The organism is Variovorax sp. CCNWLW225, assembly GCF_037204045.1.
Classification (GTDB): domain Bacteria; phylum Pseudomonadota; class Gammaproteobacteria; order Burkholderiales; family Burkholderiaceae_C; genus Variovorax.
Genome location: NZ_JBBCBV010000002.1, coordinates 1 through 19,415, shown reverse-complemented (window position 1 = coordinate 19,415; position 19,415 = coordinate 1). Strand labels below are relative to the sequence as shown.

Below are 19,415 nucleotides of genomic sequence, written 5' to 3'. Positions count from 1 at the left end.
CCAGAAAGAGACAAGAGACATGCAACGCAACCATTTCCTGCGCGCCACGCTTGCGGCCCTTGCGCTTACCGCGGCGTCCCCAGGCTTCGCGCAAACGCAGACGCAGCCCTGGCCCACCCGACCGGTGCGCGTGGTGATTCCGTTTCCGCCCGGTGGCACGCTCGACACCGTCGGCCGTCTGCTCGCGCAGAAGCTCGGCGATCAGCTGGGTCAGCCCTTCATCGTCGAGAACCGGCCCGGCGGCAACGGCGTGATCGGTGCCGACGTGGTGTCGAAGGCGCCGGCCGATGGCTACACGCTGCTGTTCAACGCATCGACTTTCACCACGGCGCCGATGACGATGAAGTCCGTGCCCTATGAGATCGTGCGCGACTTCACGCCGGTGGCGCTGGTTGCAAAGGCACCGCTGTCGGTGGCCATCAACAAGAACCTGCCGATCACCGACGTCAAGTCGCTCATCGCGTACGCCAAGGCGAACCCGGGCAAGATGACCTTCGCGGTCGGCTCCATCGGCTCGGCCGGCCACCTGTCGACCGAACTGCTCAAGCGCGCGGGCGGGCTCGACTACCTCATCGTGCCGTACAAGGGCACGGCGCCGGCCTTCCAGGACTTGATCGGCGGGCAGATCGACGGGTTCATCGATCCGATTCTCGGATCGCTGCAGTATCACAAGAGCGGCATGCTGCGCGTGGTGGCCGTTACCTCGGCGGCCCGCGCCACGAGCCTGCCGAACGTGCCCACGGTGGCGGAGAGCATCCCAGGCTACGAGTTCTACAGCTGGTACGGCCTGTGGGGTCCGGCCAAGCTGCCGCCGGCCATCACGCAGCGGCTCAATGCCGAAGTGAACAAGGCGCTAGGCACCGACATGCGCGAGACGCTGAACGCGCAGGGGCTGCTGCTGACGCCGGGCAGCGTCGACGACTTCGCCCGGTTCCAGCAGGCCGACATGGAGCGCTCGAAGAAGATCATCACCGAGGGCAATATCCGTGTCGAATGAAGCAGCCGTCCCGCATGCCGTGGTGACCGGCAGCAGCAGCGGCATCGGCCGCGCCATCGCCTCGCATCTGCTGGAACAAGGCTGGCGCGTGAGCGGGCTCGACCTTGCGGCGCCCACGCTGTCCGATGCGGGTTTCGCGCACACGGCGGTGGATCTGTCGGAGGCCGAAGGCATCGCGCGCGCCGCAGCCGTCCTGCAAGACGCCGACGCGCTGGTGCATGCGGCCGGCGTGCTGCGCGTCGGCCCGCTGGGCCAGCTCGACCATGCGGGCGGCGAGCTGATGTGGCGCCTGCATGTCGATGCGGCCACGCGCCTGGCCGATGCACTCGTGCCCGCGATGGCCGCGCGCGGCAGCGGCCGCGTGGTGTTCGTCGGCAGCCGCGTGGCACAGGGCCTGCCCGGCCGCGGGCAATACGCCGCCACCAAGGCGGCGCTGGTCGCGCTCGCACGCAGCTGGGCGGCGGAGGTGGCCGCGAGCGGCGTCACCATCAACGTGGTGTCGCCCGGCGCCACGCAGACCGCGATGCTGCAAGACCCGGCGCGCGCGGGCAGCGCACCGCGCCTGCCACCCATCGGGCGGCTGATCCAGCCCGAGGAAATTGCCGCACTGGTCGCCTTTCTTCTCTCCGCGCCGGCTGCCGCCATCACCGGCCAGGACATCGCCATTTGCGGTGGTGCATCGCTGCACCGCTAATACCAATGCACCCATGCCAAGGCGCATTGAGTCGAAAGTGGTGCGAGTTTTCCGACACCTCTTGTAGCGTGTTCCGCACGATTACTGGGGTGACACCCTGAGCACAAGCCAAAGTTGTTGGGCTAGTATTTCCATACAGTGCCAGCAACACCCAGACCCATTGAGTACTTGCTCGAACTCGAGCACGCCAGCCTCCCGGTGCATATCCGGGACCGCGATGCGATCCAGGCCATCGCCGTCCTGAAGGCGATTGGCTGTGTCGAGGCGGAGATCTCTCCGCCCCTCGATCTCTGCAGTTCGTTCGAAGACTACGAGTGCGCGGTGGTGAGGGAAATCACGCCGGTGGGACGAACGGAGCTGGCCGCGGAATACGGCTGAGGCGCTTCATTCATCACAACGTTTGCGCCAGCCCAAGCACGGCCGTGGCCTGGCTGGACAGCGTGCCGCCGTTGCCATGTGCCAGCGCCGTGCGGGCGCCGGCCACCTGCCGGTCGCCGCCTTCTCCGCGAAGCTGCCGCACCGCCTCGATCAACGCGAAGATTCCGTACATGCCCGGGTGAACGCAGGACAACCCGCCGCCGTTGGTGTTGACCGGCAGCCTACCGCCGGGCGCAATGGCACCGCCACGCACGAAGGCCCCGCCCTCGCCCTTGGCGCAGAAGCCCAGGTCTTCGAGGAAAAGCAGCACGTTGATGGTGAACGCGTCATAAAGCTGCACAACATCGATATCGCGCGGCGCAAGGCCGGCCATCGCAAATGCGGCGCGCCCGCTGTCGCGCGCAGCCGTCATCGTCAGGTCGTGCATCGACGAAATCTGGCGGTTCCACACCGCCGTGCCGGTGCCCAGCACATGCACCGGCTCGCGCGGCAAGTCCCGCGCACGGTCGGCGCGCACCAGCACGAAGGCACCCGCCCCGTCGGTCACCAGGCAGCTGTCGCGCACGGTCAGCGGGTCGCAAACCATGCGCGCGTTCAGCACGTCGTCTATGGAGAGCGGGTCGCGCATGAACGCCTCGGGGTTCAGCCGCGCCCAGGCGCGTGCGGCCACCGCCACTTCGGCAAGGTCGCGCCGGGTGGTGCCGAACTCGTGCATGTGGCGCGATGCGGCCAGCGCATAGGCCGAGAGCGGTTGCATCGGTTCATAAGGCGTTTCATAGGGCTGCGGATCGAGGTAGCGGCGGCTTGCCACCACTTCCCTGCGCCCGAAGGTGGCCGTGCGCTGCGCGCTCCCGTAGCAGACGAGCACCGCGTTGCATTGGCCGCTGGCCAGCGCCTGCATGGCCGGCAGCAGGTGCGCGATGAAGCTCGAGCCACCGAGCATCGTGCTGTCGATGTAGCTTGGACGAAGGCCCAGGTACTCGACAACCGGCATGGCCCACATCGTTGCGCTTGCGCTGGCGGTGCAGAGTCCGTCGATGTCCTTCATGGCCAGCCCGGCGTCGGCCACAGCGCGGCGCGCGGCTTCGGCCAGCAGTTCCATGTCGGTGTGGCCCGGCGATTCGCCGCAGCCGTAGGTGGCTACACCGGCGATGGCGGCGCTGCCGCGCAGTTGCTTCAGCGTGGTCATGCAGCGTCTCCCGTGGCGGCGTCGAAAACCACCATGCCGCTGCCGCCGGTCGGCACCACCACGCGCGCCCGCACACGCAGGCCAATGCGCACGTCGGCCGGCGGCATGCCTTCGACGCGGCTCATCAGGCGCACGCCTTCGTCCAGCTCGACGATGCTCACGTTGTAGTCGCCACCGGCCTCGGGCTTGCGGCGCACCGTGGTCACGGCGTACACGGCGCCGGTGCCGGCAGGTGCCACCAGCGCGGGCTCTTCAGCGCCGCAATGGGGGCACAGCACCCGCGGAAAGTACACCGCGCGCTGGCAGGCCCCGCAGCGCTGGATGAGAAAGCGGCCCGCGTCCAGCTCGGCCTGGTGGCGCGCCAGCACGCCGGTGCCGATCGGTTTTGATGTCGTCGATGAATGCGTCATTGAAATGGCCGGAGTTCGGCATGGGTTGCGTCGAGCATGCCGGCTACGCCCCATCCGCGCCATTCGCGATTCCCGAAGGGCCCCCTCGGCGTGGCCGAACCGATCGGCCGTGTGTGCAAATGATTCTTTCTGCCAACGGCTTTCAGGCTTTGTGCCATGGGCACGCGAGGCCCCTGTTTTTAGACTGCAACGCGCCCGTTCCAAATTCACCCAGGACAAAATCGATGGAGACAACCGGCGCATCGCGCCCGCCGCTGGCCGGCATTCGCGTACTCGACCTGACCCGCCTGCTGCCCGGACCGGTCTGCACACTGCATCTGGCCGACCTTGGGGCCGAAGTGCTCAAGATCGAAGACACCGGCCTTGGCGACTACGCCGCACCGGCCCTGCGCGCCATGGTCCAGCGCAACAAGAAAGGCATGCGCCTCGACCTGAAGCAAGCCGACGGCGTGGCGCTTCTGCACCGGCTGGCCGAGAACGCCGACGTGCTGGTCGAAGGTTTCAGGCCCGGCGTGATGGACAGGCTGGGCGTGGGCTATGCCGCGCTTTCGGCGGTGAACCCGCGCCTGGTCTACTGCAGCATCACCGGCTTCGGCCAGACCGGGCCTTACCGCGACGAGCCGGGGCACGACCTGAACTACTGCGCGCTCAGCGGCGTCAGTGACCAGATCGGCCGCGACGACGCGGGCCCCGCCCTCTCCAACCTACCCATTGCGGACCTGCTCGGCGGCTCGATGAATGCGGTGATGGGCATCCTCGCGGCCCTGTTCGATGCGGCGCGCACCGGCACCGGCCGCCATGTCGACATCTCGATGGCCGACGGCGTTCTGGCGCATGCGCTGGTGCCGCTGGTCACGCTGGCCACGCAGGGCGCCACGCGCCGCGCGGGCCTCGACAAGCTCAGCGGCGCCTTGCCCTGCTATGCCATGTACCGCACGCAGGACGGACGGCATCTTTCTGTCGGCGCGCTCGAGCACAAGTTCTGGGAGCGCTTCTGCGACGTGCTCGGCCGGCCCGACCTGAAGCCCATGCACATGCCGCCTGATCGAGCGACCGCCGAGCAGGTTCGCGCCGACGTGGCCGCCCTTATCGAAGCGCGGCCGCTCGCGTACTGGGCCGACGTGTTCCATGGCCGGCAGTGCTGCGTCACACCCGTGCTGCGGCTCGAAGAAGCGCTGGCGCACGAGAACTTCATCGCGCGTGGCATGGTGCATCCACCGGTCGCCGAAGGCAGTGCGCCGCAGCTGGCATGCCCCGTGAAGATGACCGGCTTCGAGTTTTCGATCGAGCGGCCGGCGCCGTCGCCAGGCCAGGACACCGACGAGGTGCTCACCGCGCTGGGGCACGACGAAACCGCGCGCGCCGACCTGCGCCGGCGCGGCGTGGTGGGCTGAGAGCGCGCCACCGCCCGGTGCAGCTGCTCCTAGAATCCGGCCATGCGTGCGCCGCACGGGGCGCTGCCGCACCTCGAACGCCCATGGCCATCAGGCACACACCGACACACAGCACGCGCCACACCATCGGCATCCAGCACGTCGACCAGATCCTGATCGGGGCGCGGGCGCGTGGCGCCGATGTGGATGCACTGCTGCAGCGTGCCGGCATCTCTGCAGCGCTGCTCGATGCGCCGCTCTCGCGCGTCACGCAGGACCAGTTCGCGGCCCTCATCTTCGCGCTTCGGCATCGCCTGCGCGACGAGCTGTGGGGCCTGTGCAGCCAGCCGGTGCCGACGGGGAGCTTTGCGCAGGCCACGCGCCTCCTCATTCGCTGCCGCACGCTCGGAGAGGCCTTGACGCTGGGCCTGCGCCATTACCGTTTGCTGCTCAGCGACTTCGTGCCGCGCCTGCATGTGCAGCAAGGCGAGGCCACGTTCGCGCTGGTGCCGCGCGTGCCGCTCACGGCTTCTGTGGCTTATGCGCAGCGGGCGTTTTCTTTTCTTGCCTATGGCCTGGTCTCCTGGCTGGTTGCGCGGCGCGTGCCGCTGCTGCAGGTGGATTACCCGCACCAGGACGAGCGTGCCAGCGACGCGCCAGCCCTGTTCCAGGCACCGGTGCGTTTTGGCGCGGGCTGCACCGGCTGGCGCTTCGAGGCGCGCTGGCTCGAACTGCCGGTGGTGCAGAACGAGCAGAGCCTGGAGGAGTTTCTTCGCCAGGCGCCGGCCAGCCTGCTGGTGAAGTATCGCGACCAGACCAGCATGACCGAGCGCATCCGCCGCATCCTTCGGCGGCAGTTGGCCGATGAACTGCCCTCGCTCGAAGCGGTCGGCAAGCAGCTGGCCGTTACGCCGCAAACGCTGCGCCGCCGCTTGGCCGAAGAAGGCCAGGGCTACCGCGCCATCAAGGAAGACCTGCGGCGCGATGCCGCCATCGAGTACTTGGCGCGGCCCGAGCTGAACCTGGTCGAAATCGCGCAGCGGCTCGGCTTCTCCGAAGCCTGCACCTTTCACCGCGCCTTCAAGCACTGGACCGGCGTGGCCCCGGGCGAATACCGCACCACGCGACTGCGCGAGCACTGAGCCCTTCGGAGTGGCACGCTGATCGATCGTGCCAATCCGATTCATCGGTTCGGCCATGGGCCGCACTGCATCGTCTCCCTAAACTTTCTTCATCGGTCCTGCGAAGTTCGCAAGGTTCGACATGACACCGGCCACCGCCGGTGATCGCCCACAGGCAGCGGCACAGCTGCCGAAAAAGACAGGAGACAGAGATGACGTATCGCGCTCTTTCCCGCCGCCAGGCCCTTGGCGCACTTGCCGCATCGGCCGCGTGCCTTGCAGCGCCGGCTGCCCTGGCCCAGCCGCCCGCCTATCCGCACAAACCCGTGACGCTGATCCTGCCCTTTCCCGCAGGCGGTGCAACCGATGCGCAGATGCGCGCCATTGCATTGGCGCTGGGCAAGGAAATCGGCCAGACGGTTGTCGTGGTCAACCAGCCGGGCCTGGCCGGCACGCTGGCGCCCGCGGCCATGGCGCGCAGCGCCGCACCCGACGGCTACACCATCTCCGTCGTTCCGGCCACGCTCTTTCGCCTGCTGCATCTGCAAAAGGTGAACTACGACCCGGTGACCGACTTCACCTACATCATCAATCTCACGGGCTACACCAACGGCCTTGTCGTGCGCGACGACGCACCGTGGAAAACGCTGCAAGACCTGCTCGACGATGCCAAGCGCCGTCCGGGCCAGATCAGCTACAGCTCGACCGGCGTGGGCAGCGGCGGCCACATTGCAATGGAACGCCTGTCGCGCGCCACGGGCGTGAAGCTCAACTTCATTCCGTTCAAGGGCATGGCCGAGGAAACCAGCGCGCTGCTCGGCGGGCACATCGACGTCATCTCAGACCCCGGTTGGGGCGCCCTGGTCGAGAGCGGCAAGGCCCGCGTGCTCGCCACCCTTGGCGACAAGCGCCTGAAGCGCTGGCCGCAAGTGCCCACGCTGAAAGAAATGGGCCACGACATCACAGTCAATTCGCCGGTCGGCATCGTCGGCCCCAAGGGCATGGACCCGACCCTGGTGAAGACGCTGCACGACGCATTCCAGCGCGCGATGAAAGACCCCACCTACCAGCGCGCGCTGGAGCTCTACGACCAGCCCGACATCTACATGTCGAGCGCGGCATACCAGCAATACGCCGCCGAGCAGACGGTGCGCGAGAAGACCTTCATCGAACAACTCGGCATCAAGCTGCAGTAGCCGGGCTCTTCATTTCTTCCAATCCGTGATCCAGGAAAGACCATGAAACGCAAAGTCATCGTTGCCGGCGTCGGCATGATTCCGTTCAGCAAGCCGGGCAAGAGCGAGCCCTATCTCGTGATGGGCGAGCGTGCCGCGCGCCTTGCGCTCGACGATGCACGCGTGCCGTATGCCGAAGTGCAGCAGGCCTACGTGAGCTATGTGTATGGCGACTCGACCGCCGGCCAGGCCGCCATCTACCGCGTCGGCCTCACAGGCGTGCCCGTGTTCAACCTCAACAACAACTGCTCCAGCGGATCGAGCGCGCTCTTCCTGGCGCGGCAGGCCGTCGAAAGCGGCATGGTCGAATGCGCGCTCGCGCTGGGCTTCGAGCAAATGGTGCCGGGCGCGCTGAAGGGTGCCTACGACGACCGCCCCTCACCGATGGCGCGCTTCGCCGAAGAAATGACGGCCCTGCAGGGTTTCGACCCCGCCGCGCCGCGTGCCGCGCAGTTCTTCGGCGGTGCCGGGCGCGACTACATGAAGGAACACGGCATCCGCGCCGACACCTTCGGCCGTATCTCCGTCAAGGCGCGCCAGCATGCGGCACGCAACCCGATGGCCGTGTTCCGCGACACGGTCACGCTCGACGAGGTGATGGCCGCACCGACCGTCTTCGAGCCCATGACGCGGCTGCAGTGCTGCCCGCCCACCTGCGGCGCCGCCGCGGCGGTGGTGTGCTCGGAAGACTTCGCGCGGCGCCACGGTATCGACACCACGGTTTCGATTGCCGCGCAAGCCATGACGACCGACACGCCCAGCACCTTCGACTCGCACGACATGCGCAAGGTGGTCGGCTACGACATGACGGTGGCCGCCGCACGCCAGGTGTATGAGGCAGCCGGCATCGGCCCCGAAGATATCGACGTGGTGGAGCTGCACGACTGCTTCACCGCCAACGAGCTCATCACCTACGAAGGGCTCGGGCTCACGCCCGAAGGCACGGCGGAGAAGTTCATCCTCGAAGGCGACAACACCTATGGCGGCCGCGTGGTCACCAACCCTTCCGGCGGGTTGCTTTCGAAGGGGCACCCCTTGGGGGCGACCGGACTGGCCCAGTGCGCCGAGCTCACCTGGCAGCTGCGGGGCCAGGCCGACCAGCGGCAGGTGGAAGGTGCGCGCCTCGCGCTGCAGCACAACCTCGGGCTGGGCGGCGCCTGCGTGGTCACGCTCTACCAGCGCGCTTGAGAGGGCAGCCGCATGATCGACCGTAGTTTCATCGGCCACACCCTGCCGGCCTTCGATGTGCGCGTGGAGGCCGGCCGGCTGCGCTTCTTCGCCAAGGCCACGGGCCAGACCGATCCGCTCTATGTCGATGAAGAAGCCGCGCGCGCCGCCGGCCTGCCCGGCTTGCTCGTGCCGCCCACATTCCTGTTCTGCCTGGAAATGGACGCGCCCGATCCGGCCGCCATCCGCAATCTGCTGGGCATGGACTACCGGAGGCTCCTGCACGGCGAGCAGCAGTTCACGTATCACGCACCGGCGCATGCCGGCGACACGCTGCGCTTCGAGCAGCGCATCGAAGACATCTACGACAAGAAAGGCGGCGCGCTGGAGTTTGTGGTGCGCCGCACGCAGGTGCACAACCAGCGCGATGCATGCGTGGCCGAACTGCGCACCGTGACCGTGCTGCGCAACGCCTGAACGGGTCTGAACCGCATCACCATGACGTCAACAACCTCGCACACTCCCCGGTTCGACAGCCTGCAGGTCGGCGACACCCTGCCCGCGCTGGAGCTCGAACCCGTCTCGCGCCTCATGCTCGCGCTGTACTGCGGCGCATCGGGCGACCACAACCCGATTCATATCGACATCGACTTTGCGCGCAGTGCCGGGCAGGCCGACGTGTTCGCCCACGGCATGCTGTCGATGGCCTGGCTCGGCCGGCTGCTGACCAACTGGGTGCCGCCCTCGGCGCTGCGCAGCTACGGCGTGCGCTTTGCGGCCATCACGCACGTGGGCGACCGCGTGCGCTGCGAAGGCCGCGTGACGGAGAAGTTCGAGGCTGGCGGCGAGCGTCGCGTACGGCTCGAGCTCTCTACCGTCGACCAGGACGGCCAGGTCAAGCTCACGGGCGAGGCTGTGGTGGCGCTGCCCTGATCTCTTCATCTTCTCGAACCCATTCCAATCCATGAACAAGTTGAACAAGTTGAACAAGTTGAACAAGTTGAACAAGTTGCACGACAAGGTCGCCCTGGTATCGGGCTCGGGACGCGGCATCGGCCGCAGCATCGCACTCAAGCTCGCGAGCGAAGGCGCGCGCGTGGTGGTCAACGATCTCGACGAGGCGCCGGCCGCTGAAACGGTCGCCGCCATCCGCGAGGCCGGTGGGCAGGCCGTGGCCTGCATCGGAAGCGTGACGCAGCCCGACTTCGGCGCGCGTTTCGTCGGCACCGCCATCGAGACCTACGGTGGGCTGGACATCATCGTCAACAACGCCGGCTACACCTGGGACAACGTGATCCAGAAGATGAGCGACGAGCAGTGGGAAGACATCCTCGCCGTGCACCTGACCGCGCCCTTCCGCATCCTGCGCGCCGCGGCAGGCTTCATCCGCGAAGCATCGAAGCGCGAGGCTGATGCCGGCACGCCGGTGCTGCGCAAGGTGGTGAACATCTCGTCGACCTCGGGCGTCTACGGCAATGCGGGGCAAGCCAACTACGCGGCAGCCAAGTCGGGCATCAACGGCCTGACCAAGGCCCTTGCAAAGGAATGGGGCCGCTACAAGGTCAACGTGAACAGCGTGGCCTTCGGCCTCATCAAGACGCGGCTGACCGAGGCGGACGCCAATGCCGACGCCAGCATCGACATCGACGGGCGCCAGATCAAGGTCGGCGTCAACCCGCAGATCCTGAAGAATGCCGAATCGCTCATTCCGCTGGGCCGCGGCGGCACGGCCGAAGAAGCAGCGGGCGCCGTCTACCTGTTCTGCATTCCCGAGTCGGACTACGTCAGCGGACAGGTGCTGGTCTGCGGCGGCGGCCGCCCCTGAGCCGGAGCCGAGAGCAATGCCCTTGCCCACTGCCGCCCGCCCCTGGATGGACGCCGAGTTGTCCATGCTGGCCGATACCGCACGCCGGTTCTTCGAAACCGAATGTGTGCCGCGCCAGGAGGAATGGGCGCGACAGCACCACCCAGACCGCGCCATCTGGCGCCGCGCGGGCGAGCTCGGCCTGCTGTGCCCCGGCATTCCCGAAGCGTACGGCGGTGGCGGCGGCGGCGTGCTGCACGAGGCGGTCATCTGCGAAGAGCAAGGCCGCGCGCTGGTCAACAGCTTCAGCCTCAACGTGCACAGCGGCATCCTCGCGCACTACCTGCTGGGCTACGGCTCTGAAGAGCAAAAGCTGCGCTGGCTGCCGAAGATGGCCAGCGGGGATATGGTCGGCGCCATTGCCATGACGGAGCCCGGCGCGGGCACCGACCTGCAGCGCATCAAGACCACGGCCCGGCTGGACGGCGACTGCTATGTGCTGAACGGCGCCAAGACCTTCATCACCAACGGCCTGCATGCCGACTTGGTGTGCGTCGCGGTAAAAACCGACCCTGCCCTGGGCGCCAAGGGGGTTTCGCTCTTGATAGTGGAAACAGCCGACCTGCGGGGTTTCCGGCGCGGCAAGCTGCTCGAGAAGGTCGGGCAGCGCGGCCAGGACACGGTCGAGCTGTTCTTCGACGACGTGCGCGTGCCGGCGTGCAACCTGCTCGGCGACACCGAAGGCCGCGGCTTCATTCAGCTGATGCAGCAGCTGCCGCGCGAGCGGCTGCTCATTGCGGTGGGCGCTGCCGCCACCATGCAGCGCGCGGTGGACGACACCGTGGCCTACGCCACGCAGCGCCAGATCTTCGGCGACACGCTGATGAGCCTGCAGAACACGCGCTTCCGGCTGGCCGAATGCCAGACGCAGGCCACCATTGCGCGCAGCTTTGTCGACGACTGCATGGCGCGCCTGCTGCGCGGCGAGCTCGACGCCGCAACCGCCGCCATCGCCAAGTGGTGGACCACCGACGCACTGTGCCGCGTGGCCGACGAATGCGTGCAGATCCATGGAGGCTACGGCTACATGACCGAATACCCGATTGCGCGCATCTGGGCAGACGCACGCGTCGGCCGCATCTACGGCGGTTCGAACGAGGTGATGAAGGAAATCATCGCCCGCGCGATCGAGCCCTGACGTCGAAGCCATGCAGCAAGAACCGGTTCCGCCGCCCATGACCGACCGCCCCGCTCTCGCCGAAACCCCGCCGCCGCACTGGCCGCGCGGGCTGCCAGCGCGCATCCACGTGCCGCGTATCACCCTCTGGCAGCAGCTCGAATCGGCGGCGCTGCGCTTTCCGGACAAGCCGGCCATCTTCTTCTGCGAGAACGCCGTCAGCTATGCCGCGCTGCGCGACCAGGCATTGCAGCTGGCCGGCCACCTGCAGCAGAACGGCGTGAACCGCGGCGACCGGGTGCTGCTGCTGAGCCAGAACTGCCCGCAGTTCGTGGTTGCGTTCCACGCCATCGTGCGTGCGGGCGGCATGGTGGTACCCATCAATGCCATGAGCACCGCGGCCGAGGTGTCGCACTACCTGGCCAACAGCGGCGCCCGCGTGGCTTGCGTGGCGCAGGAGCTGCTCGCGGCGGTGGCGCCGGCGCTGCAGGACGGGCGGCTCGCACACGCCGTCGTGCACACCTATTCGGATGCGTTGCTGTGCCCGCCCACGCAGCCGGTGCCCGACACCGTGACGGCGCCTCGCATGCCGCTCGATGTGCCCCGTGCGATGGCGTGGCAGGCCGCACTGGCCGATGCGCCGCTACCGGATGACGTAGACGCACGCCCCGAAGACCTGTGCCTGCTGCCCTACACCTCTGGCACCACGGGCCACCCGAAGGGCTGCATGCACACGCACCGCACCGTGCTGGCTTCGACATACGGCGCCGCCCTGTGGCGCGGCCTGCATGCGGAGGCGGTGGTGCTCGCGGTGGCGCCGCTCTTTCACATGCTCGGACTGCAGAACGCGATGCTGATGCCCCTTTCGCAAGGCGCCACTGTCGTGATGCTGCCGCGCTGGGATGTGGCGGCCGCGGGCCGCGCCATCGAGCGCTACCGCGTCACCACCTGGGCCGCACCGCCCGCCATGCTGAACGACTTCTTCGCCCACCCCGAAACCGCGCAACGCGACCTGCGCAGCCTTAGCATGCTCAACGGCGGCGGCGCGCCGATGCCGCAGGCCGTTGCCACGCTGCTGCGGGAGCGCTTCGGCATTTCGTACGTGGAGGGCTACGGCCTCACCGAGACGGCCTCGTTCCTGCACGGCAATCCGCCGGGCAATGGCAAGACGCTGTCGCTGGGCCTGCCGGCCTTCGGCGTCGATTCGCGCATCGTCGATCCGGTCACGCTGGCGCCGCTGCCCAACGGCGAAGTCGGCGAACTCGTCACACACGCGGAGCAGCTCATGCTCGGCTACTGGAACAACCCGGAGGCCAATGCGGCCGCCTTTTTCGAGCGCGACGGCAAGCGCTTCTTTCGCACCGGCGACCTCGCCTGCCGCGACGCGGACGGCTTCTTCTTCATGCGCGACCGGCTCAAACGCATGATCAACGTCAGTGGCTTCAAGGTGTGGCCGGCCGAGGTGGAAGACCTTCTTCACCAGCACCCGGCCGTGCACGAGGCCTGCGTGGTGGCGGTGCCAGACGCCCGCCAGGGTGAGTCGGTGCGGGCGCTGGTGGTGTGCAGGCCGGGCGCGCAGGTTGACGCGGAAGGCATTGCCGCGTGGTGCCGCGAGCGGCTTTCGGCCTACAAGGTGCCGCGCAGCGTGGTGTTCCGCCACGCGCTGCCCAAATCCGAGACCGGCAAGGTGCAGTGGCGGTTGCTGCAGGAAGAGGCCATTGCCGAAGTCGAACGCGCCGCGCATTGATGAAAACAAGGAGACAAGCATGCAGACCCCATCTTTTTCTTCCGCTCCTGCGGGCCTGACACGCCGGGCACTCGGCGTCGGTGCGCTCGCTGCAGTCGGTGCGGCGGCGCTCGGGCGGCACACTGCGGCACTGGCGGCGGAATTTCCGTCCAAGCCCATCACCGTCATCCTCCCGTTTCCGCCGGGCGGCATGCTCGACGCGGTGGTGCGCGCGATGCTGGATGCCGCCTCGCAGGAGATCGGCCAGCCTTTCGTGCTGACGCACAGGGCGGGCGCCGGCGGCGTCACGGGCACGGCCAGCCTTGCCACCATGGGCGAGGCCGACGGCTACACGCTGGCCGTGATGCACAACACCGTCATTCGCCAGCCGCACATGATCAAGGTGCCGTGGGACCCTCGGACCGACTTCAGCTACGTGATCGGCATGGCCAGCCTGGCCACCGGCATTGCCGTGGCGGCCGACGCGCCCTGGAAGAATCTTGCGGACCTGCTGGCCGATGCGAAGAAGCGCCCGGGCGAGATCAGCTGGGGCAACGTCGGCAGCACCAGCATCAACCGCATTTACGCCGAGCGGCTGGCGCGCGCGGCGGGCGTCAAGTTCAACTTCATTCCGTTCAAGGGCGGCAACGAGCAGCTCACCGCGCTCATCGGCCGCCACCTCGACGTGTCGGGCGACCCGGGCTTCGGCGCGATGGCAATGGGCGGCAAGGTGCGCGTGCTGGCCACCTTCACCGAAGAGCGCCTGAAGCGCTGGCCCGCGGTGCCGACCGTGAAGGAACAAGGCTACGACCTGGTGATCCAGTCGCCGTTCGGGCTGGTGGCACCGAAGAACCTCAATGCGAAGACTTCCGCCCGCTTGCAGACAGCCCTGCGCAAGGGCATGGAAGACCCGGCCTACCAGCGCCTTTTGAGCGACTTCGATCTTGCGGCGTGGCCGATGGACAGCACGGCGTTCCGTGCCTATGCGCAAGCCCAGTACACACGCGAGAAGCAGATGCTCGACGAAGTCGGCTTCAAACCCGAATGAACCTCGTGCAGATGAACGAAACCCTCACCGAACCGGAATCGACCGCGCGCCCCGTGGCAGGACCGGAGCGCCATGTGCCCTTTCTCGAACTGCTGGCCGCCAGGCGCGACTTTGCCGCCGACGGCAAGGCAATCGTCTCGCTCGACCTGCGGCCGGAGTTGTGCAACAACCACGGCGGCGGCCATGGCGGCGTGGTCATGACGTTGCTCGACAGCGCCATGGCGCATGCCGCGCTCAGCCGCATCGACTACAGCCGCGAAGTGGTGACCATCGACATGCACATCGGCTTCATGCGTCCCGCGGCGGGCCGGCTGGTGGCCACCGGCCGCGCGACAGGCGGCGGGCGCTCGGTGTGCTTTTGCGAGGCCGAGCTGGTCGACGGCAGCGGCACGGTGGTGGCCAAGGCAATGGGCACCTTCCGCTACCGCGCGCCGGCCGATGCAAACGCCAGCGGCGCGCCTCGCCCCAACTGAACCCACTCGGCTGGAGACACACATGTACCTGACACAGGGCCTGCACCGCGCCGTGCAGCGCCATCCGAACAAGACGGCCCTCCGCCATGTGGCGGAAGACTCGCAGCGCTCGCTCGACTTTGCCGAGCTGCTGAGCACAGTGGCGCGCCATGCCGCCGCCATGCAGGCAAGAGGCATACAGCCCGGCGACCGCGTGGCGCTGCTGGCGCCCAACAGCGACCGCCTCATCGTGGCGCTGTGGGCCTGCTGGTGGCTGGGCGCCGTGGCTTGCCCGCTGAACACGCGCTGGAGCGTGCCCGAATTGCGCTTTGCTCTGAGCGATGCGGGCGCCCTGCTTCTTGTCAGCGATGAGGCGCTGAGCGAAACCGCCGCACCGCTGGGCGACCTGGCACCGGTGGTTTCATTCAGCGCGCTGGCCGGCGAGGCCGCGGGCCGCGCCCCGCTGCCCGACAGCCGCACCGGCGGCGATGCGCTGTGCACCCTGCTCTACACCGGCGGCACCACCGGGCGCTCGAAGGGCGTGATGCTCTCGCATGCCAATTTCTGGACCGCTTCGATGACGCGCGCCGCCGAGCTGCCGAACTCGCCCGACAGCGTGTCACTGCTGGTGGCGCCGCTGTTCCATGTGGCCGGCATGGGCCGGCTGGTGGGCCAGTCGATGGTCGGCGGCACCTGCCTCACGATGCCGAACTTTAGGCCGGAGCCGGTGCTCGCGGCCATCGAACGCCACGGCATCACCGACACCGTGATGGTGCCGAGCATGCTGCAGAGCGTGCTCGACTGGCCGCATTTCGACCCGGCGCGCGTGCAGTCGCTGAACCGCATTGCATTCGGCGCCGCGCCCATGCCGCCCGACCTGCTCGACCGCGCCCTACAGGCCTGGCCCGAGGCGGAGTTCTTCCAGGCCTACGGGCTGACCGAAACGGCAGGCGCCGTCTGCATCAACCCGCCGCAGAACCACCGCGGCGAGGCGCGCCTTGCGGACCGCTGGCGCTCGGTCGGCCGGGCCGGGCTGGGCGCGGAGATCCGCATCGTCGACGAATCGGGCGCCGAGCTGCCGCGCGGGGTGGTCGGCGAAATCGTGGTGCGCGGCCCCATGGTCACGCGCGGCTACTGGAACCTGCCGGAGACCACCCAGCAGGCGTTCCGCGAGGGCTGGTTTCGCACCGGCGACGCGGCGCGCATGGACGAGGACGGCTACATCTTCATTGCCGACCGGCTGAAGGACATGATCATCTCGGGCGGCGAAAACGTTTATTCCGGCGAGGTCGAGGCGGCGCTGCGCAGCCATCCGGCGGTGTCCGACGCCGCGGTGATCGGCGTGCCCGACACGCGCTGGGGCGAAGCAGTGCATGCGGTGGTCGTGGTGCGCCAAGGGCATCCGGCGGCCGGTGCGGCCAGCGATGCCATTGCCGCTGAACTCATCGCCGAGCTTACGGCGTGGTGCCGCCGCGAACTTGCCGGCTACAAGTGCCCGCGCAGCATCGCCTTTGCCAGGGAGCTGCCGATGAGCGCCGCCGGCAAGGTGCTCAAGACCGCGTTGCGCGCCGCCTATGGCCGATGAGATGTCCGACGATGCGGCCCGCCGCAACGCCTACGCCCGCGTGCCCTTCACGCGGATGATGGGTGTGGAACGCGCCTACTCGGAAGGCGGCCGGGCAAGGCTTTTGATCGAAGCGCGGCCCGAGCTGCAGAACGTGATCGGTGCCGTGCATGGCGGCGTGATCCTCACCATGCTCGACGTGGTGATGGCGAGCGCAGCGGTTTCGCTGGTCGATTTCACCAAGACCGCCGTCACGCTCAACCTGAACACCAGCTTCCTCAGGCCTGGCCTTGGCCGCATCGTGGCCGACGGCTTTGCGCTGGAGACCAACGACGGCGTCATTTCGTGCTCCGCCGAAGCGCGCGACGCCAGCGGCGAACTGGTGGCCACCGCGCTCGGATCGTTTCGCTACCTGCCGCTGCCGCCGTCGGAACCCTGAGCGCAGCGGCGTCTTTCTTCATTCACACATCGCCCATGACCGAACACGCAGAAGCTTCTCTCGCACCGCCGCCCGAGGCGGCCTTCGACTTCGAAGGCCGAACGGTTTTCGTTGCCGGCGGAAGCAGCGGCATCAACCTGTCGATTGCCGAGGCCTTCGCCCGGCGCGGCGCCCGCGTGGGCATTGCCAGCCGCTCGCCCGAACGCGTGGCCGCCGCCGTCGAGCGCCTGCGCAGCCATGGCGGCCGCGCCGAGGGCTGGAGCGCCGATGTGCGCGATGCGGACAGCATCGGCGCCGCGCTGGCCGCGGCGCATGAGGCCTTCGGCCCCATCGATGTGCTGGTATCAGGTGCCGCCGGCAACTTCGTGGCGCCCGCACTCGGCATGTCGAGCAAGGGCTTTCGAACCGTGGTCGACATCGACCTGGTGGGCACCTTCAACGTGCTGCGCGGGGCGCATGAATTCCTGCGGCGGCCGGGTGCATCGGTCATCAACATCTCGGCGCCGCAGGCTGCCAACCCCACGGCCTACCAGGCGCATGTGTGCGCCGCCAAGGCGGGTGTCGACATGCTCACGCGCGTGTTGGCCATGGAATGGGGCGTGGACGGCGTGCGCGTCAATTCGATCGTGCCGGGCCCCATCGGCGATACGGAGGGCGTGCGCAGGCTGGCTCCTGGCCCCGAGGCGCTTGCGGCCATGGCCGCCTCCATTCCGCTCGGCCGCTTCGGCCGCACGGAAGACGTCGCGCTGATGGCGCTGATGCTGAGCTCGCCCTGGTCGAGCTTTGTCACGGGCGCTGTCATTCCGGTGGGCGGCGGCAGTTCGCTGGCAGGTGGACGCGACCTGAGTTCCGCGCTCAAGCCGGCGGCCTGATCCGACATTCGCTCCTTCAACACCATGACCACACCCGAAGCTTCCCCTACCTACGAGCGCATCCGCTTCGAAACCGAGAGCTCGACGGCCGTGTTGACGCTCGACGACCCCGACACCCGCAACGCGCTCGGCCCGGCCATGCGCGAAGAAGTGGCCGATGCGGTACAGCGCGTTCGGCGTGACCGCAGCGTGCGTGCGCTCGTCATCACCGGCGCCGGTGGGCACTTCTGCTCCGGCGGCGATCTGCGCAGCATTGCAAGCGCGGGGCTGGACAACCAGGGCTGGCGCGAACGCCTGCATGACCTGCACGGCTGGCTGCGCGACCTCATCACGCTCGATCGGCCTGTGGTTGCGGCGGTCGATGGCGCGGCCTTCGGCGCCGGCTTCGGGCTGGCCATGGCCGCCGACTTCGTGATCGCCACGCCGCGCGCGCGCCTGTGCGTGTCTTTCATCAAGATCGGACTCGTGCCCGATTGCGGCACCTTCTATACCTTGCCACGCATCGTCGGTGCGCAACGCGCCAAGGAGTTGATGCTTTCGGGCCGCGAAGTCGGCGGCGAAGAAGCGCTGCACCTCGGCCTGGCCATGGAGCTGCACGCGCCCGAGCAATTGCTGCCCCGCGCACACGCGCTGGCCGACAGCTTTGCAGGCGCATCGCCCTCGGCGGTAAGCCTCATCAAGCGCAGCCTGGCTGCTTCGGACGACCTGGACACCCGGCTCGAACTGGAGGCCAGTGCGCAGGCGCTCGCCATGGGAACCACGGGCCACCGCGAAGCCGTGGCGGACTTCCTCGCCAAGCGCGCGCCGCGCTTCCAGTGGCCGGGCTGAACGCACGACGGGCCTTCTGACCGGCGAGCCACCGCGGCTCGCCAATTGCATATCGCACGTGCCACGTGCACGGCCGCACCAGTTCCGAGCACCAGCCCGCTCCAACCACCCTCCTCGGCCTGTGGCGTCAAAGGGCTTCACTGGCAAAGCAGCGATTCGCCCGCGCAGGCACGGTCTTTGCATTACCAGGAAATCACGGTGTAACGAAGCACCGCTTTGGTGTGGTTTTCGCGGTCTTGCGAATACCCGGCGCGAAAAAGCGCCAGCACCTTCAGCCCGCACTCTGCGGGCGCCCCTCCCCCCACCCCCCGCTCGTCAATGCAGCCACGCAAGGCTGCGTTGCGGCATTTGAATTTTGAAAGGCCCCACCCCATGAAGAAACTCAAGCTCGTGATGGTCGGCAACGGCATGGCCGGCGTGCGCACCCTGGAGGAGCTCCTGAAGCTCGCCCCGGACATGTACGACATCACCGTCTTCGGTGCCGAGCCGCACCCCAACTACAACCGCATCCTCTTGTCGCCCGTGCTGGCCGGCGAGCAGACCGTGGACGAGATCGTGCTCAACAGCTGGGAGTGGTACACGGACAACCACATCACCCTGCACGCGGGCAAGAAGGTGGTCGAAGTCGACCGCGTCAAGCGCATCGTGCGCGCCGACGATGGCACCGAAGCGCCTTACGACCGCCTCCTGATTTGCACCGGCTCCAACCCCTTCATGCTCCCGGTGCCCGGCAAGGACCTCAAGGGCGTCATCGCCTACCGCGACATCGCCGACACCGACTACATGATCGAGACCGCCCGCACCCACAAGAACGCGGTCGTCATCGGCGGGGGCCTCCTGGGCCTGGAAGCGGCCAACGGCCTCATGCTGCGCGGCATGAGCGTCACCGTGGTGCACGTCATGCCCTGGCTCATGGAGCGCCAGCTGGACGACGTGGCCGG

Annotated in this window: 21 protein-coding genes; 19 read left to right on the top strand and 2 right to left on the bottom strand. The window is 68.0% G+C overall.

Annotated elements, in window-relative coordinates; translation table 11 throughout:
* The first annotated feature begins 19 nt into the window (after positions 1-19).
* The 3 genes from V9L20_RS04765 to V9L20_RS04755 all read left to right on the top strand — a co-directional run bounded on the left by V9L20_RS04765 (position 20) and on the right by V9L20_RS04755 (position 2,069).
* Complete coding sequence (locus tag V9L20_RS04765; protein ID WP_337295700.1) at positions 20-997, top strand: Bug family tripartite tricarboxylate transporter substrate binding protein; 978 nt, start codon at positions 20-22, stop codon at positions 995-997.
* A complete protein-coding gene (locus V9L20_RS04760; RefSeq protein WP_337295699.1) occupies positions 987-1,691 on the top strand; it encodes an SDR family NAD(P)-dependent oxidoreductase in 705 nt (234 codons plus the stop codon). Before V9L20_RS04765 ends, V9L20_RS04760 begins: the two co-directional genes overlap by 11 nt.
* 168 nt (positions 1,692-1,859) lie before the next feature.
* Complete coding sequence (locus V9L20_RS04755) at positions 1,860-2,069, top strand: hypothetical protein (RefSeq protein ID WP_258506329.1); 210 nt, start codon at positions 1,860-1,862, stop codon at positions 2,067-2,069.
* 13 nt (positions 2,070-2,082) lie between these two features.
* On the opposite strand, the gene V9L20_RS04750 is transcribed toward V9L20_RS04755, so the two are convergent.
* Both V9L20_RS04750 and V9L20_RS04745 read right to left on the bottom strand, forming a co-directional pair.
* Positions 2,083-3,258, bottom strand: coding sequence for a thiolase (locus V9L20_RS04750; RefSeq protein ID WP_337295698.1), 1,176 nt, complete (start codon positions 3,256-3,258; stop codon positions 2,083-2,085).
* Positions 3,255-3,668 carry a Zn-ribbon domain-containing OB-fold protein gene (locus tag V9L20_RS04745; RefSeq protein ID WP_337295697.1) on the bottom strand — a complete coding sequence of 138 codons (414 nt, stop codon included), beginning with the start codon at positions 3,666-3,668 and terminating at the stop codon, positions 3,255-3,257. The genes V9L20_RS04750 and V9L20_RS04745 overlap by 4 nt, the downstream gene beginning before the upstream one ends.
* Before the next feature lie 224 nt (positions 3,669-3,892).
* Between V9L20_RS04745 and V9L20_RS04740 the strand changes: the two genes are divergently transcribed.
* The 16 genes from V9L20_RS04740 to V9L20_RS04665 form a co-directional block, all read left to right on the top strand.
* Positions 3,893-5,062 (top strand): CaiB/BaiF CoA transferase family protein, encoded by a 1,170-nt coding sequence (locus tag V9L20_RS04740; protein WP_337295696.1) that lies wholly within the window; start codon positions 3,893-3,895, stop codon positions 5,060-5,062.
* Positions 5,063-5,145: 83 nt separating this feature from the next.
* Positions 5,146-6,183 (top strand): AraC family transcriptional regulator, encoded by a 1,038-nt coding sequence (locus tag V9L20_RS04735; protein WP_337295695.1) that lies wholly within the window; start codon positions 5,146-5,148, stop codon positions 6,181-6,183.
* 191 nt (positions 6,184-6,374) lie between these two features.
* Positions 6,375-7,358, top strand: coding sequence for a tripartite tricarboxylate transporter substrate binding protein (locus V9L20_RS04730; RefSeq protein ID WP_337295694.1), 984 nt, complete (start codon positions 6,375-6,377; stop codon positions 7,356-7,358).
* A 42-nt stretch (positions 7,359-7,400) separates the two neighbouring features.
* On the top strand, positions 7,401-8,585 hold the full coding sequence (locus V9L20_RS04725) for a lipid-transfer protein (protein WP_157613893.1): 1,185 nt from the start codon (positions 7,401-7,403) through the stop codon (positions 8,583-8,585).
* A gap of 12 nt (positions 8,586-8,597) precedes the next feature.
* Positions 8,598-9,041 carry a MaoC family dehydratase N-terminal domain-containing protein gene (locus V9L20_RS04720; protein WP_337295693.1) on the top strand — a complete coding sequence of 148 codons (444 nt, stop codon included), beginning with the start codon at positions 8,598-8,600 and terminating at the stop codon, positions 9,039-9,041.
* A gap of 21 nt (positions 9,042-9,062) precedes the next feature.
* Positions 9,063-9,497 carry a MaoC family dehydratase gene (locus V9L20_RS04715; RefSeq protein WP_337295692.1) on the top strand — a complete coding sequence of 145 codons (435 nt, stop codon included), beginning with the start codon at positions 9,063-9,065 and terminating at the stop codon, positions 9,495-9,497.
* A gap of 31 nt (positions 9,498-9,528) precedes the next feature.
* Positions 9,529-10,389, top strand: coding sequence for an SDR family NAD(P)-dependent oxidoreductase (locus V9L20_RS04710; protein WP_337295691.1), 861 nt, complete (start codon positions 9,529-9,531; stop codon positions 10,387-10,389).
* A 16-nt stretch (positions 10,390-10,405) separates the two neighbouring features.
* The gene (locus tag V9L20_RS04705; protein ID WP_337295690.1) at positions 10,406-11,566 is read left to right on the top strand and encodes an acyl-CoA dehydrogenase family protein; all 1,161 of its coding nucleotides are present in this window, start codon (positions 10,406-10,408) and stop codon (positions 11,564-11,566) included.
* Between the two features lie 10 nt (positions 11,567-11,576).
* A complete protein-coding gene (locus V9L20_RS04700) occupies positions 11,577-13,292 on the top strand; it encodes a long-chain-fatty-acid--CoA ligase (RefSeq protein ID WP_443098543.1) in 1,716 nt (571 codons plus the stop codon).
* 19 nt (positions 13,293-13,311) lie between these two features.
* Positions 13,312-14,319, top strand: coding sequence for a tripartite tricarboxylate transporter substrate binding protein (locus V9L20_RS04695; RefSeq protein WP_337295689.1), 1,008 nt, complete (start codon positions 13,312-13,314; stop codon positions 14,317-14,319).
* Positions 14,316-14,792 (top strand): PaaI family thioesterase, encoded by a 477-nt coding sequence (locus tag V9L20_RS04690; protein ID WP_337295688.1) that lies wholly within the window; start codon positions 14,316-14,318, stop codon positions 14,790-14,792. Before V9L20_RS04695 ends, V9L20_RS04690 begins: the two co-directional genes overlap by 4 nt.
* 22 nt (positions 14,793-14,814) lie before the next feature.
* Entirely contained in the window at positions 14,815-16,356 is a 1,542-nt protein-coding gene (locus V9L20_RS04685; protein WP_337295687.1) for a class I adenylate-forming enzyme family protein, read from the top strand.
* A 1-nt stretch (position 16,357) separates the two neighbouring features.
* Positions 16,358-16,774, top strand: coding sequence for a PaaI family thioesterase (locus V9L20_RS04680; protein ID WP_337295686.1), 417 nt, complete (start codon positions 16,358-16,360; stop codon positions 16,772-16,774).
* A gap of 35 nt (positions 16,775-16,809) precedes the next feature.
* Positions 16,810-17,646 carry an SDR family oxidoreductase gene (locus tag V9L20_RS04675; protein ID WP_337295685.1) on the top strand — a complete coding sequence of 279 codons (837 nt, stop codon included), beginning with the start codon at positions 16,810-16,812 and terminating at the stop codon, positions 17,644-17,646.
* Positions 17,647-17,670: 24 nt separating this feature from the next.
* Positions 17,671-18,474, top strand: a complete 804-nt coding sequence (locus V9L20_RS04670; protein ID WP_337295684.1) for an enoyl-CoA hydratase/isomerase family protein — start codon at positions 17,671-17,673, stop codon at positions 18,472-18,474.
* A gap of 372 nt (positions 18,475-18,846) precedes the next feature.
* The coding region (locus tag V9L20_RS04665; RefSeq protein WP_337295683.1) for an NAD(P)/FAD-dependent oxidoreductase at positions 18,847-19,415 on the top strand (569 nt) is incomplete at its 3' end.

Bases quoted from the DNA above. Each gene is read 5' to 3' on its own strand.
- V9L20_RS04765 (WP_337295700.1), top strand. From the start codon at position 20: ATGCAACGCAACCATTTCCTGCGCGCCACGCTTGCGGCCCTTGCGCTT.
- V9L20_RS04750 (WP_337295698.1), bottom strand. From the start codon at position 3,258: ATGACCACGCTGAAGCAACTGCGCGGCAGCGCCGCCATCGCCGGTGTA.
- V9L20_RS04745 (WP_337295697.1), bottom strand. From the start codon at position 3,668: ATGACGCATTCATCGACGACATCAAAACCGATCGGCACCGGCGTGCTG.
- V9L20_RS04740 (WP_337295696.1), top strand. From the start codon at position 3,893: ATGGAGACAACCGGCGCATCGCGCCCGCCGCTGGCCGGCATTCGCGTA.
- V9L20_RS04735 (WP_337295695.1), top strand. From the start codon at position 5,146: ATGGCCATCAGGCACACACCGACACACAGCACGCGCCACACCATCGGC.
- V9L20_RS04730 (WP_337295694.1), top strand. From the start codon at position 6,375: ATGACGTATCGCGCTCTTTCCCGCCGCCAGGCCCTTGGCGCACTTGCC.
- V9L20_RS04725 (WP_157613893.1), top strand. From the start codon at position 7,401: ATGAAACGCAAAGTCATCGTTGCCGGCGTCGGCATGATTCCGTTCAGC.
- V9L20_RS04720 (WP_337295693.1), top strand. From the start codon at position 8,598: ATGATCGACCGTAGTTTCATCGGCCACACCCTGCCGGCCTTCGATGTG.
- V9L20_RS04715 (WP_337295692.1), top strand. From the start codon at position 9,063: ATGACGTCAACAACCTCGCACACTCCCCGGTTCGACAGCCTGCAGGTC.
- V9L20_RS04710 (WP_337295691.1), top strand. From the start codon at position 9,529: ATGAACAAGTTGAACAAGTTGAACAAGTTGAACAAGTTGAACAAGTTG.
- V9L20_RS04705 (WP_337295690.1), top strand. From the start codon at position 10,406: ATGCCCTTGCCCACTGCCGCCCGCCCCTGGATGGACGCCGAGTTGTCC.
- V9L20_RS04700 (WP_443098543.1), top strand. From the start codon at position 11,577: ATGCAGCAAGAACCGGTTCCGCCGCCCATGACCGACCGCCCCGCTCTC.
- V9L20_RS04695 (WP_337295689.1), top strand. From the start codon at position 13,312: ATGCAGACCCCATCTTTTTCTTCCGCTCCTGCGGGCCTGACACGCCGG.
- V9L20_RS04690 (WP_337295688.1), top strand. From the start codon at position 14,316: ATGAACCTCGTGCAGATGAACGAAACCCTCACCGAACCGGAATCGACC.
- V9L20_RS04685 (WP_337295687.1), top strand. From the start codon at position 14,815: ATGTACCTGACACAGGGCCTGCACCGCGCCGTGCAGCGCCATCCGAAC.
- V9L20_RS04680 (WP_337295686.1), top strand. From the start codon at position 16,358: ATGTCCGACGATGCGGCCCGCCGCAACGCCTACGCCCGCGTGCCCTTC.
- V9L20_RS04675 (WP_337295685.1), top strand. From the start codon at position 16,810: ATGACCGAACACGCAGAAGCTTCTCTCGCACCGCCGCCCGAGGCGGCC.
- V9L20_RS04670 (WP_337295684.1), top strand. From the start codon at position 17,671: ATGACCACACCCGAAGCTTCCCCTACCTACGAGCGCATCCGCTTCGAA.